The organism is Dactylosporangium sp. NPDC005572 (assembly GCF_040605515.1).
Lineage (GTDB): Bacteria > Actinomycetota > Actinomycetes > Mycobacteriales > Micromonosporaceae > Dactylosporangium.
This window is the reverse complement of record NZ_JBEXCY010000271.1, coordinates 1-14,218: the sequence shown is the minus strand read 5'-3', so window position 1 is coordinate 14,218 and position 14,218 is coordinate 1. Positions and strand designations below refer to the sequence as shown.

Here is a 14,218-nt window from a genome sequence, read left to right as displayed (position 1 = left end):
GGCGCGCCGGGCCGCGCCGGCGGTCCAGCCGTCGAGGAGCAGGCACAGCCCACCGGCGAGCATGAGGCAGGCCAGCGGTTCGGAGTACGTTGTCTGGCTGGCCCGGATCATCGGCCACGCCGAACCCAGCAGCAGCGCCGCCACCGGCGCCCAGCGGGGCCCGAACAGCCGGGCCGCCAGCCCGGCAACCGCCAGCACCGCGGCGCCGCCGACGACCGCCGGGAGCACGAACATGCCCGGCCAGCCGGCCACCCAGTACACCGCGGCCAGCAGCGTCGGCCAGCCGGTCATGAACTGCGGCACGATCACGTCGCCCTGCACGTAGAAGCCGGGATGCGCGAACGTCAGCTCCTCGGCCGCCCTACCGAACGCCTCGTAGGGCACCGGTGTGGTCAGCCCCGAGTGGCCGCTGAGCCACAACCCGATCTGCGCGTAGGTGCCCGCGTCGCGGTGCAGCACCGCCTGCTGGCTGTACGTCGCCGCGACGAACCCGGCGAAGGCGACTGCCACCGCGAGGCTCGCCCCGACCGTCCACCACGGCGCCGTGAACGACCGGCTGGTGCGGCGGTACAGCCGTAACGTGTACCGCAGCAGCAGTACCGCCGCCGCGGCAAAGGCCGGCACGACCAGGGCGGCGTGGAAGAACCCGGTCGCGGCCAGCGGCACCGCCACCAGCAGCCAGGCGGTCACGGCCACCGCGGGCACGACGGACAGTAGCAACAGCACCCGCCCGGCCCGTGCGCTGGTCCGTGCGCTGGTCTGTGCCGCCGACGTGAACAGGCCACGCACGAAGCCCGGCGCACCCGCGCGGCGACGAGCGGTCAGCCGGCTACCGGCCGTTTCAGTGCCTGACACGATGCTCGGGCCCCACGTCACTTGTGCACCTTCGGGTTGTGTACGTCATGTGTGGTACGCGGACACCGATGCAGCGGGCCGGTCGGCGACGTCGCCCCCGATCCCGAACCACCAACCAGCACCACACCCCGACCGGCGCCCACCCTGACGCGCGTACATGGCCGATCTACCGCGAAACTGTGACATTTCAATGACAGTCGACAGAGCGTGGCGGCGCTCGGCGAAGCCGGAGTGGGCAGACGCGACAGCGCCTACGCTGAGCCACGACACCCACGGCACCACAGCAATGGACGGGCCCGTCGAGATGACCATGCAGGATGAGGGACGCCCGGTCGCCGACCGTCCGGAGGCAGCGCCGGGTCGCCCGGCGACGCGACGCCCCGGACACCGGCGCCGCGCGGACGTCGTCGCCGTGGTGGCGCTGCTCGTCTCGGTGCCCGTCGTGCACCCGGTCGGCCCGTTGCTGCGCTCGCCGTACTGGCTGGACGAGTCGTGGGTGGCGCTGGCCGCCAAGGCCCGGCTCGCGGATCTGCCGTGGGTGAGCGCGTCGAGTCCCCTCGGGTGGACGCTGCTCGTCTGGGCGCTGCCGGAGCACGGGCAGATCCACCGCCTCGTCGCGTACCTGTTCCTCGCCGGCTCGGTGGTCGCGGCGTATGCCCTCGCCCGCACGCTCGCCTGGCCGAGCCGCAGCCGGGCGGTCACGGCCGGGCTCTTCGCCGGCGCCGCGACGCTGCTGGTCCCGGCGCAACTGATGCGGCACGACCTCAAGCAGTACACCGCGGACGCCGCCGTCGCCCTGCTGCTGCTCGCGACGATGGTCTGGGCCGAGTCGAACTGGTCCCGGCGTCGTCTGGCGGTGACCGGCGGCGCGGTGGTGACCGGCATGCTGGTCAGCCACCCGGCGGCCCTGGTCGGCGGTGCCGTGCTGGGCGGACTCCTGGTCGCCGCGGCCTGCTCCCGCCGACCGGACCGGCTGCGCGCCGCGGCGCTGACCGCGGCCGCCACCGCAGGTGCCGCGGCCGTCGTGCACTGGGTGGTCGACCGGCCCGCGCAGAATCACGCGCTGTCGGACTACTGGTCGGGCTACTTCCCGTCGCTGGAAACCCTGCCGGCCTACCTCGGCACCAGACTGGACCTGTTGCGCGCGGCCCTCGGCGCGCCGTGGCAGGTCGTGGTCGCGCTGGCGGTGCTCGGTGTCGTGGCGGTGGCCCGGATGGGCCGTCCGGCGACCGCGACCGCGCTCGTCCTGCTGCCGGTGACGGCCGTGGCCGCCGGGCTGGCCAGCCTGTATCCGTTGCTCGATCAGCGCACGTCGCATTACCTGCTGGTCACCGTCGTGGCGGTGGCCGGCATCGGTGTGGTGTACGCCACGTCATGGGTGGCCCGGGACGTCGTTGTCGCCGGTCTGCTGGTCGCGGCGCTGACGTTGTACGCGGCCGCGAACCGCGCTGCGCTCGTGCACCAGCCCGCTCCGGGCGCACCGGCCGAGGACGTGCGGGCACAGGTGACGTTCGTCGCCGGGCACCGCGGCCCGGGCGACGTCGTCCTGGTGAACTTCTCCGGTCAGTACGGCTTCGCCTACTACTGGGACCGGGACCGGCCACTGCTGCGCCGCGGCGGCCCGATGGCCACCGGCTGGTACGTCGAATATCCCGCGGATGCCAGGATCCTGATCGCCGGTGGCCGGGACGCCGGTGCGGTCGGGGCGGCGGTCTCGGACGCCGAGCGGCTGGCCGGGGCCTGCGGCCGGATCTGGCTGGTCCGCAGCCACGTCAACCCCGACGAGGCGGACGCCTGGCGCACGGCGTTGCTGCGCCGCGACGTGCAGGTCGTCCCGGTCGGCCCGGAGCCGGTTGCCGTCGTCACCGCCGGCCCGCAGTGCTGAGGTATAGCCAGGTCTACTGCAAGAGTCGACCCAGCACCATGGTCGACCGCCCGCGCGCCCGCAAAGCTTGGGGGCATGACGCTGCTCAGGGCCGCGACCCGGCCCCGGTTCCTCGTGTCGGCCTGGCCGTGGCGCGGGATCGCCTACACCACGACCACGGCGGTCGCGGCGGGGCTGCTGTGGCTCGCGCTCGCCGCACCGGTCGCGCCGCTCGCGCTGGCCGTCGCCGTGCTGCGCGCCGGGCGGTGGGCCGGCGGGTCCGTGGCGGGCGCCGCCGCGCTCGGGCTGCTCGGCGTCGGCCTGCTCGCGCTCGTCGGGCCGCGGCTCGCGCTGGCCGTCGCCGGCGTGGAGCGGTGGCGGCTGCGGCTGGCCGACGACGCGCCGGCGCCGGCGCGCCACCGGGGCGGCCTCTACACCGACCCCGCCACGTGGCGGGCGGTGGCCTACCTGGTGCTGCTCGGCGTCGCCGCCCCGGTGTGGCTCGGCGCCCTCGCGCTCGTCGGGCTCCTCGTCGCGTCCACCCCGGTCGCGGTCCACCACCGGGTGGCGATCATGGACTCGACCGGCAACGTGGCCGGGCGGGCCGCGCTCGGGCTGCTGCTGGTCCCGATCCTGCTGTACCTCGCGGCGGCGCTCGGCGGCGCGCACGCGGCACTCGCCCGGCAGCTGCTGTGCGGCGAGCCCGACCCGGCCTCGGCCGAGCTGGTCGAGGTGACCCGGTCCCGGGCGCGGCTGGCCGACGCCTTCGACGCCGAGCGGCACCGCATCGAGCGCGACCTGCACGACATCGCCCAGCAGCGCCTCGCCAGCCTGACCATGCAGCTCGGCCTCGCGAAGCTCGACCTTCCGGCCGGCTCGCCCGCGGCCGATGCCGTCGGCTCGGCGCACGAGCAGGCCAAGGCGCTCATGGTCGAGCTGCGCGACCTGATCCGCGGCATCAGCCCGCGCACGCTGCGCGAGCTGGGCCTGCGGGCCGCGGTCGAGGAGCTCGCCGCCGCCAGCCCGCTACGGGTGCGCGTCGACGCCGACCCGGGCCGTTTCGCCCCGGCCGTGGAGACGGTCGCGTACGCGACCGTGTCGGAGGCGCTCGCCAACGCCGTCAAGCACGCCGGCGCGGGCGAGGTCACCGTCACCGTCCGGACCGTCGGCCGCCGGCCGGGTGGTCCGGGTGGTCCGGGTGGTCCGGGTGGTCCGGGTGGCGTCGGGCTGCCGGGGCTGCGGCCGGGTGGTGGGAATGGCGACGGGTCGTCCGGGCTGCGGCCAGGTGGTCGGGGTAGTGACGGGTCGTCCGGGCTGCGGCTGGGTGGTCGGGGCGGCGGCCGGCCGGGCGGGCGGCGGCTGGCCGTCGAGGTGCGCGACGACGGGCGCGGGGGCGCGGACCCGGCGCGCGGGTCCGGTCTGACCGGCCTGGCCGACCGGGCCGCGGCGGCCGGGGGGCGGTTGCTCATCTCCAGCCCGCCGGGCGGGCCGACGATCCTGCGGGTGGAGCTGCCGTGCGCGTCGTGATCGCCGAGGACTCGGTGCTGTTCCGTGAGGGCCTGGCCGGGCTGCTGGCGCGGTTCGGTTTCGACGTGGTCGCCGCCGTCGGCGACGCCGGAGCGCTGGTGGCGGCGGTGGGGGAGACCGCGCCCGACCTCGTCGTCACGGACGTGCGGATGCCGCCGGGCTTCACCGACGAGGGGCTGCGGGCCGCGGTGGCGCTGCGGGCGGCGCATCCCGGGCTGGCCGTGGTGGCGCTCAGCCAGTACGTCCAGCACAGCTACGCCGGCGAGCTGCTCGGCTCCGGCGCCGGCCGCGCCATCGGCTACCTGCTCAAGGACCGGGTCGCCGACGTCGCCGAGTTCGCCGGCATGCTGCGGCGGGTCGCCGAGGGCGGCACGGTCGTCGACCCCGAGGTGGTGCGCCAGCTGATGCTGCGCGGCCGCGACCCGCTCGCGCGGCTGTCGGCCCGCGAGCGCGAGGTCCTCGCGCTGCTCGCCGAGGGCCACTCCAACGCCGCGATCGCCCGCACCATCGGCCTCACCGAGGCCGGCGTGGTCAAGCACATCGGCAGCCTCCTGGCCAAGCTCGGCCTGCCCGTCAACGACGACACCAACCGGCGCGTCCTCGCCGTGCTGACGTATCTGCGCAGCCAACAGTAAGGAGCTCGTTGTGACCAGCCCCGAATCCGCCCTGCCGCCGGCCGGCGCGCCTGCTGGCGGCCCCGCATCTGCATCGCGCCCGGCCGGTGTCCCCGCTCGCGCCGCCGCCGTCCTCGCGGTGGTCGCCGCGGCACTGGTCGCGGCCTTCGTCATCGCCCCGGGTCCCCTGGCGGCGGCCGGCTCGGGCGGTGACCTGGACGGGCTGCGCGGGTCGTTCGCCGAGTACTGGGCGGCCGGCGACCGTGACCTCTCCCCGTCCCTGCGGCGATCGGTCGACTACTGGCTCGACTACCACCTGGCCAAGGGAGCGATCGCTGCCGCGCTGCTGGTGGTGCTCGCCGCCCTGGGCGTCCGGCTCGGCCGGGTCTACCTGCGGCCCGGCACCCTGACCGCGGGCCGCCGCGCGGCGGTCGCCGGTGCGGCCGGGTTCGTGACGCTGCTGGCACTGTTCGCGCTCGTCGTGGTGATGGCCAACATCCAGGGCGCGGTGGCCCCGTTCGCCTCGCTGCTGCCGATGCTGCCCGGCGGCGTCCTCGCCCAGCCCCGCCAGCAGCTGGCCGGCGCGCTCCACGCGGGGGGCGACGTCTCCCCGGCCCTCCAGGCGATGATCGACGACTTCGGCCGCTACCACGTGACGATGGCCGTGGTCGCGTCCACAGTGGCCGCCGGGTTCGCCGCGCTGACCGTGGCCCTGTGGCGCCGGTGCAGGCGCACGCCGCGGGACGACCGCCGGGCGCGGCGCGTGTGGGTCGCCCTCGGTGCGGCCGCCGCCCTGGTGTCCCTGGCCACCCTCGCGGTCGCGGTGGCCAACACGACCGTCGCCGCCGACCCGGCCCCGGCCCTGCTGGCCTTCTTCGAGGGCGGCTGGTGACGCCCGACCGCCAGCCGTGGGCGTGTGGTGCGTGCGGCGGCCGCCGCCCCCGGCTCCGCGCGGAGTGAGTGGAAGCGTGTCGATGCGATCGGGTTCGCCCCCGGCATAGGATCGCAGGCATTCCGGGGGAGTGTGGACAGGGGAGCCATGGCAACGATCTATGAGGTCGCCGCGCTCGCGGGCGTTTCCCCCGCCACCGTCTCCCGGGTCATGAACGGCCAGAGCGTGTCCGCCGAGCGGTCCAAGCGCGTGCGTGAGGCGGCCGAGGCCCTCGCCTTCCGGCCCAACCGGGTCGCCCGCACCCTGCGCCGGCAGCACTCCGAGGTCATCGCCCTGGTCATCCCCGACATCGAGAACCCGTTCTTCACCTCGATGGCGCGCGGCGTCGAGGACGTCGCCCAGGCCGCCGGGTACTCGGTCCTGCTGTGCAACACCGACGAGGACCACGACAAGGAGGCGCGGTACCTCGACATCGCCGTCGGCGCCAACATCGCCGGGGTCGTCATCGCCGCGGCCGGCGACCGCAGCGACGTCAGCGTGCTCATCGACCGTGGTCGTCCGGTGGTCGCGGTCGACCGCGGCCCGCACGGCTTCGACATCGACGCCGTCACGGTCGACAACCGCGCGGCCGGCCGGGCCGCCGCCAAGGCGCTGCTCGACCAGGGGTTCCGCCGCATCGCCTGCATCACCGGCCCGCGCGACGTGGAGACCGCGACCCAGCGCGCCGACGGCTGGGCCGACGCCCTCGCGGCGAACGGCGGCGGCGCCGACGGGGGGCTGCTGCGCTACGCCGACTTCCGCATCGACGGCGGTGAGCAGGCGACGGCCGGGCTGCTCGACCTCCCCGAGCCGCCGGACGCGATCTTCGTGGCCAACAACCTGATGAGCGTCGGCGCGCTGCAGGTGCTGTCGCGGCGCGGCCTGCTGCCGCCGGCCATCGGCATGGCCGTCTTCGGTGACCTGCCCTTCATGCCCGTGGCGCCGGTGCCGATCACGGTGGTCCAGCTGCCTGCCCGACTGATCGGCACCACCGCCGCCACCCTGCTGCTGGAGCGGATCAACGGTGACGACCAGCCGGCCCGCACCATCGTGCTGCGCAACCGCCTCGTGCAGCACTGAGCAGCACTGAGCCGGAGCCGCGACCACCGGCGCCGCGCGGACCGGATAGCGAGGCGCCGCGGTTCGCCCTCCGGGGCGGCCGGCTCCGAGGTTTGGCGGGGCCGCGGGCGGGCAGCGAGGGCGCATGGACGTCGCGGTGCTCGGGATGGGACGGATGGGACGGGCGATCGCCGGGCGGCTGCTCGGCGGCGGTCACCGGGTGCGGGTGTGGAACCGCACGCCGGGTCGGGCCGGGGAGGTGCTGGCCGCCGGCGGCCGCGAGGCGCTCACGATCGCGGAGGCCGTCGCCGGCGCGGACGTCGTCGTCACCATGCTCTCCGACGACGCGGCGGTCACCGCGGTGGCGCTGGGGGAGATCCGCCCGGTGATCGGTGACGCGACCGTGTACGTCGACTGCTCGACCGTGTCGCCGGAGTGCGGGTCGGCGCTGGCCGCCGCGTTCTCCGGCCGGTTCGCCGCGATGCCGCTCATCGGCAGCCCCGCGGCGGTGACCGGCGGCCACGCGATCCTGCTCGCCGGGGGACCGTCCACCGCGCTGGATCGCCTGGCGCCGGTGATGACGTCCCTGGCCGGCTCGATCCGGCGGTACGACTCCCCGTCCCTGGCTTTGACCGCGAAGCTGACGACGAACCTCATGCTGCTGTCGGAGGTCGTCGCCCTGGCCGAGTCGTTCGCGGTCGGCCGGGCCGGGGGCCTCCGCGACGACGAGCTGCGCGAGCTCCTCGGCGCCAGCCCGGTCCTCCCGCCGGGGGTCCGCAGCCGGTTCGAGGACGTGCTGACGGGCCCGCAGGACACCTGGTGGAGCACCGCCCTCGGCGCCAAGGACGCGGGCCTGGCCCTGGCGGTCGCCCGCCGCGCCGACGTCGACCTGCCGGCGGCCGAGGCGGTCCACGACCGCTACGAACAGGCGGCGTCGTCGGGCCTGCGCGACGCCGACATCGCCGCGGTCGCCACGCTGTACCGCTAGCAGGACCGCTAGCAGGATCGCTAGCAGGGGCGGCGGTAGCGGACCACCGGCAGGCCGCGCCACGTGTCGGTGGCGCCCTCGCCCTCGTCGAGGGTGAAGCCGGCGTGCTCGTAGAAGCGGCGCGACCGCGTGTTGGGGGCGGCGACCCACAGCACGCACTCGGTGTGGCCGCGCCCGGCGAGCCAGGCCAGGGCGTCGGCGACGAGCCGGCCGCCGGTGCCGCGGCCGTGCGCCTCGGGGAGGATGTAGACGGCGTGGATCGCGCCCAGCGCCGGCCGGTCCTCGTCGGGGCCGCTCGCGCAGAAGCCGATCACGCGGTCGCCGTCGACCGCCACGGTGACGTGCCGGTCGGTCCGGGCGGCGGTCCCGGCCCAGTTCGCCGCCGACGCGTCCACGTCGTAGGCGGCCACGACGTCGGGGATCCACGCGCCGTAGGTCGCGGCCCAGGTGGTGCGCTGGACCTCCGCGATCCCGCGGCCGTCGGCCGGGCCCGCGGCCCGGATGCTCGTCATGGGTCCCACCCTAGGATGGGGTGCGTGGCTACGGTATGCGTCGAGGTGGTCGTCGCCGTCCCGGCCGCGCTGGTGTGGGAGGCCGTCGCGGACGTCGGCGCGGTGCACCGCCGGCTGCTGCCCGGCCGGGTCGCCGACGCCCGGATCGACGGCGACGCGCGCATCCTGACCATGCCGGACGGTGCGCAGGTCCGGGAGCTGATCCTGGCCACGGACCACGACCTGCGCCGCCTCGCCTACGCGGTGGTGGAGGGCCAGCGCCTCCCGCTGACGTACCACCACGCCTCGTTCCAGGTCTTCGACCACCCGGCGGGCAGCCGCCTGGTCTGGCTGACCGACGTCCTGCCCCACGCGATGGCCGGCCCGGTCCGGGCGCGGGTCGAGCGGGCGATCGTCGAGATCGGCGCCGCCCTGGAGCAGCCCTCGGCGTAGGCCGCGGCCCGCCCGCGCGGCCCGTGGCGATCTCCGCCGGAGCGCCCCCGACCCGGCGTGGTATAAAAATCGTGGTATAAAAATACCGCACACGGAAGGGGACGCTGTCGTGATCGAGCTCAAGTCCGCCGAGGAGATCGGCCGGATGGCGGTGGCCGGCCGGTTCGTCGGCGAGCTGCTCGCCGAGCTGGGCGGCGTCGCCGCGGTCGGGGTCAACCTGATGGACCTCGAGCACCACGCCCGCCGCCGGATCAAGGAACGCGGCGCCGAGTCCTGCTACTGGGACTACGCCCCGTCGTTCGGCCGCGGCCCGTTCCGCAACGTGCTGTGCCTGTCGGTGAACGACGCGGTGCTGCACGGCCTGCCGCACGACTACGTGCTGCGCGACGGCGACCTGCTCAGCATCGACATGGCGGCCGGCATCGACGGCTGGGTCGCCGACTCCGCGCTCTCCGTCGTCGTCGGCACCCCCGACCCGGCCGACCTGCAGCTGATCGAGGCCACCGAGGTCGCCCTGGCGGCCGGGATCGCCGCCGCCCAGCCCGGCGGCCGCCTCGGCGACGTCTCCGCCGCGATCGGCGAGGTCGCCCACTCCTACGGCTACCGCGTCAACGGCGAGTTCGGCGGCCACGGCATCGGCCGCACCATGCACGAGGCCCCGCACGTCGCCAACAGCGGCCGCGCGCGGCGCGGCATGCGCCTCGAACCCGGCCTCACCATCGCCATCGAGCCCTGGTTCTGCCGCTCCACCGACAAGATCAGGTACGACCGGGACGGCTGGACGATCCGCTCCGCCGACGGCTCCCGCACCGCCCACTCCGAGCACACCGTCGCCGTCACGGCCGCCGGGCCCCAGGTCCTGACCCGCCGCCCCACCCGCGGCGCCGCAGCCGCCTGACCGGGCGCTCAGGCACCCGTCGTCGAGCCGGGGCGGACGATCATCAGGACGACGACCGTGGCCCACAGCAGGTTGAACACGCCCGTGCGCATGCCGAGGCGGACCGGCGCGCCGGCCAGGGCGCGGCGCTGGCCCGGCAGGATCGCCAGGACCAGCAGCCCGGCCGCGACGGCCGTCAGCGCGATCGACGCGACGAGCCACGCGTCGCCCAGGACGCCCAGGCTCACCGCGGCCGCCAGGCCGAGGACCGGCACGGTCAGGCCCAGCCGGGCGTAGACGCGGCAGATGCGGTGCAGCAGCGCGGCGCGCTCGCCGGTCGCGGCGGGGAACATGCTGGCCGCTACCGTCACCGGGCCGACCGCCACGATCGCGGCCAGGACGTGCAGGCTGAGCAGGAGTTCGGTCACGCGATCGACGCTATTGGCAACGGCGGCGGCCGGGCAGTGGCAGGATTGCCGGGGTCCGACGGATTCTGGCCACTAGAGTGGCGCCATGCACGTCGTCGCCGTCCTCGCCCTCGACCGGGTCATCCCGTTCGACCTCGCCACGCCGATCGAGGTGTTCACCCGGGTGCGGCTCGCCGACGGCAGCGTGCCCTACGAGGTGCGGATCTGCGCCGCCGCCGGCACCGTCGACGCCGGGACGTTCACGCTGCACGCCCCCTGGGGGCTCGACACGCTGCTCGACGCCGACACGATCATCCTGCCGGGCACCGCCGACCCCACCGTGCCGCTGCCCGAGGACGTGCTGCGGCACCTGCGCAAGGCCGCCGCCGGCGGCACCCGCATCGCGTCCATCTGCTCCGGCGCGTTCATCCTCGCCGCGACCGGGCTGCTCGACGGGCTGCGCGCCACCACCCACTGGCTCGCGGCGCCAGCGCTCGCCGCGCAACGGCCGGCGGTCGACGTCGACCCGGACGTGCTGTACGTCGACAACGGCCAGTTCCTCACCTCGGCCGGCGCGGCCGCCGGGCTCGACCTGTGCCTGCACCTGATCCGGCGCGACCACGGCTCGGCGGTCGCGGCGAACGCGGCCCGGCTGTCGGTGATGCCGCTCGAACGGGAGGGCGGCCAGGCCCAGTTCGTCGTGCCGGAGCAGCCGCCGGCGCCGCGCGGCGCCACCCTGGAGCCGCTGCTGCGCTGGCTGCAGGAGAACACCGACGCCGACCTCACGCTCGGCGAGCTGGCCGGGCGGGCCGGGATGAGCGTCCGCACGCTGAACCGCCGGTTCCGCGAGCAGACCGGGACGACGCCGCTGCAGTGGCTGCTGCTCGCCCGCATCCGCCGGGCCCAGCACCTGCTGGAGACCACCGACCGGCCGGTGGAGCTGCTCGCCGGCGACGTCGGCTTCGGGTCGCCGACCGCGTTCCGGGAGCGGTTCAAGCGGGTCGTGGGCACCGCCCCGCACGCGTACCGCGCCGCGTTCCGCAACCGGCACCCTCAGAACAGCGGCGTGTAGGTGATCAGGTAGCCGTGGCCCGGGCGGGCGTCGATCATCCAGTACTCGCCGGGGCGCAGGACGGCCGCGGCGAAGCTGTTGAGGTCGTGCTTCGTGTCGGCCTCCGCGGCCCGCTCGCTCGGCGGGTCGTCGGGCCCGGCGAGGATGGTGAGGTCGTCGGTGCGGCCGCCGGTGAAGCACACCGCGAGGAAGCCGTAGCCGTCGCTGCGGTACACCTTGCCCACCTCGGGCGACCAGCGCGGCTGCACCGCCGTCCCGGCCAGGTCCGCCGCGGCCGCGACGGTGCGCCGCACGGCCTCGGCCATCCGCTCCGCCTGCGCGGCCATCCGCTCGACCCGCGCGGTGTCGTCGAGCAGCGCGGCCGCCTGCGCCAGCCGCGCCTCGGCGGCCGCGAGCCGGCGCTCCAACGCGTCGATCCGTTCGTCATTGCGTCCGAACACGCGGCCACGGTACCGCTGCGGCCGCGCTCCGATCGCCACGGGCCACCCGCTTCCACGCGGTTTCCACAGCGGGCCGGGATGCTGCCGGCATGTCCTTCCGAGCCATCATCACACGGGTCCTGGCTCTGGCCGTCGCGGCGCCGATCGGGGGTGTGGCCGTCCTGGCGGCCACGGCGGCGCCGGCGGCGGCGAGCGCCGACCCGGCCAGCACCGTCGTCACGACCGGGGCCTCGGGCTTCCGCCTCACCACCGACATGTCCAGCCTCACCGCCGGGCTCAACCTGATCAGCGGCGAGCTGTCGGCCAAGCGGCGCACCGTCGACTGGGTCATGCAGCACGCCAACCGGGACCGGGGCGTGCTCACCTGCGCGCCCGAGGTCTACGGCGCGGTCGCCACCAGCGTCGTCGGCTTCTGCTGGGACGGCAGCGGCACCAGCAGCGACGACAACGGCGGATCCTGGATCCCGCAGGGCATCACGACCACCCGCGACGCGCTCGGCGCCAACGAGTACGACGGCCACCAGGTGGTCGGGGTCAGCTGGTACCGCTCCGGGCAGAGCCGCCTGTCGCTCGTCGACTGGGACGCCGACTGGGCCGACACCTACCGGCATCTGCTCTTCGTCGAACCCACCAACACCACGTACCGCTACAAGAACGCCGACACGCATGCGGGCGGCCTCATGTGGTACGGCGACCTCCTCTGGGTCGCCGACAGCACCAACAAGGGCTTCCGCATCTTCGACACGCGCCACATCTACTCCGCCGACACGACCGGGTTCTGCGCGACCAGCACCGGCCGGTACTGGGACGGCTCCTACGGCGGCTACCGCTACTGCGCCAGCGGCTACGCCTACATCGTGCCGCAGGTCGGCTGGGTGCGGCTCGCCTCCACCAGCAGCTACCTGCGCATCTCCACCATCTCCCTGGACCGCAGCACCGTCCCGGACAGCTTCGTCGTGTCGGAGTTCGCCACCCCGGACGACGACCTGCCGCAGACCGACGAGCCCGGCAGCAGCAACCGGCTCCACCCGCGGGTCGTGCGCTGGGACCTCAACTCGTCCACCCGGCTGCCCGCGACGGGCACGGCGAGCGAGGCGCTCAGCACGAACATCCAGAAGATGCAGGGCGTCGCGTCGCGGTACGGTACCTGGTACTTCGCCAGCAGCAACGGCTCGCAGCCCGGCGTGCTGCGCCGCTGGGACCCGTCGATCTCCGGCGGCGCGGTCCGCAAGGCCGGCTGGGTCATCGGCGCCGAGAGCCTGTCGTACTGGGGCGGCACCGAGGACCTGCTGTGGACCTGCACCGAACACGCCGGGCAACGCATCGTCATCGGCGCATCCATCAATTCCCTGCCGTTCTGACCTAGAATCCCCCCGCGTGGACGCGCGGGGGGATTCGCCGGTCGAGATCCGGGTGCTGGGACCGGTCGAGGTGGCCGTCGACGGGCGCCCGGTCCGGCTCGGGCCGCGCCTCACCGACCTGCTCTGCGCCCTCGTCCTCGCCGCCGGCCGGCCGGTGCCCGCCGCGCGGCTCGCCGAGCTCCTCCACCCCGGCGGGCCGCCGGCGACCGCAGCGACGCTGCGCAGCCACGTCGCCCATCTGCGCCGGGCCCTCGGGCGGGCCGCGGTCGCCACCGCCGGCCCCGGCCTGTACCGGCTCGGCCTCGCCATGGAGGCCGTCGACGCGCAGCGGTTCGCCGACGCCCACGCCGAGGGCCGCTTCGCCGACGCCCTCGACCTCTGGCGCGGCCCCGCCTACGCCGGGCTCGGCGACCGCCCGCACGTGCGGCCCGAGGCCGAGCGCCTCGAAGGGCTGCGGCGCCGGGCCGTGCGCGGGCACGCCGCGACCCTCCCGCCGCGGGACGCGGCCGACCTGCTCGCCGGGGTGGTGGCCGAGGACCCGTACGACGAGGAGGCCCGCCGTGACCTGGTCCTGGCCCGCTACGCCGCCGGGCGGATCGACGCCGCCGCCGAGGCCTGCCGGGAGGGCATCGAGGTCCTGCACGCGCGCGGCCTCGACGCGGCGTGGCTGCTCGACCTGCAGCAGCGGGTCCTGCGTCGGTCAGTGGCTGCAGCGGTACCGCTGATGCTCCCGCCGGCGGCCGTGACGCTCGTCGGCCGGGAGCCCGAGGCCGCCGAGGCCCGCCGCCGGCTCGGCCCCGGCGGCGCCGTGCTGGTCGTCACCGGCCCGCCGGGCGTGGGCAAGTCGAGCCTCGCCCTGCACGTCGGGCACGCCCTCGCCGGGCGGTACCCCGACGGGCAGCTCCACGCCGACCTGCGCGGCTTCGACCCGGCCGGCCCGGCGACCGACCCCGCCGACGCGCTGCACGGGCTGCTCGACGCGCTCGGCGTCACCCCCGACCGGATGCCGGCCGGCGTCGCCGCGCGGGCCGGGCTGTACCGGTCGCTGCTGGCCGGCCGGCGGATGCTCGTCGTCCTCGACGACGCCCGCGACGCCACGCAGGTCCGCCCGCTGCTGCCCGGCGCCCCCGGCTGCGCCACCATTGTCACCAGCCGCGACCAGCTGCGCGACCTGCTCGCCGCCGACGGCGCCCACGCCGTCACCCTCGACGTGATCGGCCCCGCCGACGCCCGGGCCCTGCTCGCCGCCCGCGTCGGCGAGCGGCGGGTCGCCGACGAG

15 protein-coding genes are annotated in these 14,218 nt (G+C 75.6%); 11 read left to right on the top strand and 4 right to left on the bottom strand.

The genetic code is table 11. The features are described from left to right. Positions 1-789, bottom strand: a 789-nt coding sequence (locus ABZS66_RS55540) for a hypothetical protein (RefSeq protein WP_354772052.1), incomplete at its 3' end; no start/stop codon positions are given. Between the two features lie 376 nt (positions 790-1,165). Here ABZS66_RS55540 and ABZS66_RS55535 point away from each other — a divergent pair. The 6 genes from ABZS66_RS55535 (at position 1,166) to ABZS66_RS55510 (ending at position 7,838) form a co-directional block, all read left to right on the top strand. Next, positions 1,166-2,740, top strand: coding sequence for a hypothetical protein (locus tag ABZS66_RS55535; RefSeq protein WP_354772050.1), 1,575 nt, complete (start codon positions 1,166-1,168; stop codon positions 2,738-2,740). 75 nt (positions 2,741-2,815) lie between these two features. Then, complete coding sequence (locus ABZS66_RS55530) at positions 2,816-4,246, top strand: histidine kinase (RefSeq protein ID WP_354772048.1); 1,431 nt, start codon at positions 2,816-2,818, stop codon at positions 4,244-4,246. Further along, positions 4,234-4,881, top strand: a complete 648-nt coding sequence (locus ABZS66_RS55525) for a response regulator transcription factor (RefSeq protein WP_354772046.1) — start codon at positions 4,234-4,236, stop codon at positions 4,879-4,881. Before ABZS66_RS55530 ends, ABZS66_RS55525 begins: the two co-directional genes overlap by 13 nt. A 10-nt stretch (positions 4,882-4,891) precedes the next feature. Continuing rightward, complete coding sequence (locus tag ABZS66_RS55520; RefSeq protein WP_354772044.1) at positions 4,892-5,752, top strand: hypothetical protein; 861 nt, start codon at positions 4,892-4,894, stop codon at positions 5,750-5,752. A gap of 147 nt (positions 5,753-5,899) precedes the next feature. After that, positions 5,900-6,871 carry a LacI family DNA-binding transcriptional regulator gene (locus tag ABZS66_RS55515; protein ID WP_354772042.1) on the top strand — a complete coding sequence of 324 codons (972 nt, stop codon included), beginning with the start codon at positions 5,900-5,902 and terminating at the stop codon, positions 6,869-6,871. 124 nt (positions 6,872-6,995) lie between these two features. Further along, positions 6,996-7,838, top strand: a complete 843-nt coding sequence (locus ABZS66_RS55510; RefSeq protein ID WP_354772040.1) for an NAD(P)-dependent oxidoreductase — start codon at positions 6,996-6,998, stop codon at positions 7,836-7,838. Between the two features lie 20 nt (positions 7,839-7,858). Here ABZS66_RS55510 and ABZS66_RS55505 read toward each other — a convergent pair whose 3' ends face one another. Further along, a complete protein-coding gene (locus tag ABZS66_RS55505) occupies positions 7,859-8,350 on the bottom strand; it encodes a GNAT family N-acetyltransferase (protein WP_354772038.1) in 492 nt (163 codons plus the stop codon). A gap of 24 nt (positions 8,351-8,374) precedes the next feature. Between ABZS66_RS55505 and ABZS66_RS55500 the strand changes: the two genes are divergently transcribed. Then, a complete protein-coding gene (locus tag ABZS66_RS55500; protein ID WP_354772036.1) occupies positions 8,375-8,782 on the top strand; it encodes an SRPBCC family protein in 408 nt (135 codons plus the stop codon). A 109-nt stretch (positions 8,783-8,891) separates the two neighbouring features. Continuing rightward, positions 8,892-9,680 (top strand): type I methionyl aminopeptidase, encoded by a 789-nt coding sequence (map, locus tag ABZS66_RS55495; RefSeq protein ID WP_354772034.1) that lies wholly within the window; start codon positions 8,892-8,894, stop codon positions 9,678-9,680. 8 nt (positions 9,681-9,688) lie between these two features. Here the strand turns inward: map and ABZS66_RS55490 are convergent, their stop codons facing one another. Further along, the gene (locus tag ABZS66_RS55490) at positions 9,689-10,087 is read right to left on the bottom strand and encodes a hypothetical protein (protein ID WP_354772032.1); all 399 of its coding nucleotides are present in this window, start codon (positions 10,085-10,087) and stop codon (positions 9,689-9,691) included. Between the two features lie 85 nt (positions 10,088-10,172). On the opposite strand from ABZS66_RS55490, the gene ABZS66_RS55485 reads away from it, so the two are divergent. Next, positions 10,173-11,138, top strand: a complete 966-nt coding sequence (locus ABZS66_RS55485; RefSeq protein WP_354772030.1) for a helix-turn-helix domain-containing protein — start codon at positions 10,173-10,175, stop codon at positions 11,136-11,138. On the opposite strand, the gene ABZS66_RS55480 is transcribed toward ABZS66_RS55485, so the two are convergent. Then, positions 11,120-11,578, bottom strand: coding sequence for a hypothetical protein (locus ABZS66_RS55480; protein WP_354772028.1), 459 nt, complete (start codon positions 11,576-11,578; stop codon positions 11,120-11,122). The genes ABZS66_RS55485 and ABZS66_RS55480 overlap by 19 nt on opposite strands. Before the next feature lie 89 nt (positions 11,579-11,667). Here ABZS66_RS55480 and ABZS66_RS55475 point away from each other — a divergent pair, with 89 nt between their 5' ends. Next, a complete protein-coding gene (locus ABZS66_RS55475; protein ID WP_354772026.1) occupies positions 11,668-12,939 on the top strand; it encodes a hypothetical protein in 1,272 nt (423 codons plus the stop codon). A gap of 16 nt (positions 12,940-12,955) precedes the next feature. After that, the coding region (locus tag ABZS66_RS55470; protein ID WP_354772024.1) for a BTAD domain-containing putative transcriptional regulator at positions 12,956-14,218 on the top strand (1,263 nt) is incomplete at its 3' end.

Bases quoted from the DNA above. Each gene is read 5' to 3' on its own strand.
- ABZS66_RS55535 (WP_354772050.1), top strand. From the start codon at position 1,166: ATGCAGGATGAGGGACGCCCGGTCGCCGACCGTCCGGAGGCAGCGCCG.
- ABZS66_RS55530 (WP_354772048.1), top strand. From the start codon at position 2,816: ATGACGCTGCTCAGGGCCGCGACCCGGCCCCGGTTCCTCGTGTCGGCC.
- ABZS66_RS55515 (WP_354772042.1), top strand. From the start codon at position 5,900: ATGGCAACGATCTATGAGGTCGCCGCGCTCGCGGGCGTTTCCCCCGCC.
- ABZS66_RS55510 (WP_354772040.1), top strand. From the start codon at position 6,996: ATGGACGTCGCGGTGCTCGGGATGGGACGGATGGGACGGGCGATCGCC.
- ABZS66_RS55505 (WP_354772038.1), bottom strand. From the start codon at position 8,350: ATGACGAGCATCCGGGCCGCGGGCCCGGCCGACGGCCGCGGGATCGCG.
- ABZS66_RS55485 (WP_354772030.1), top strand. From the start codon at position 10,173: ATGCACGTCGTCGCCGTCCTCGCCCTCGACCGGGTCATCCCGTTCGAC.
- ABZS66_RS55475 (WP_354772026.1), top strand. From the start codon at position 11,668: ATGTCCTTCCGAGCCATCATCACACGGGTCCTGGCTCTGGCCGTCGCG.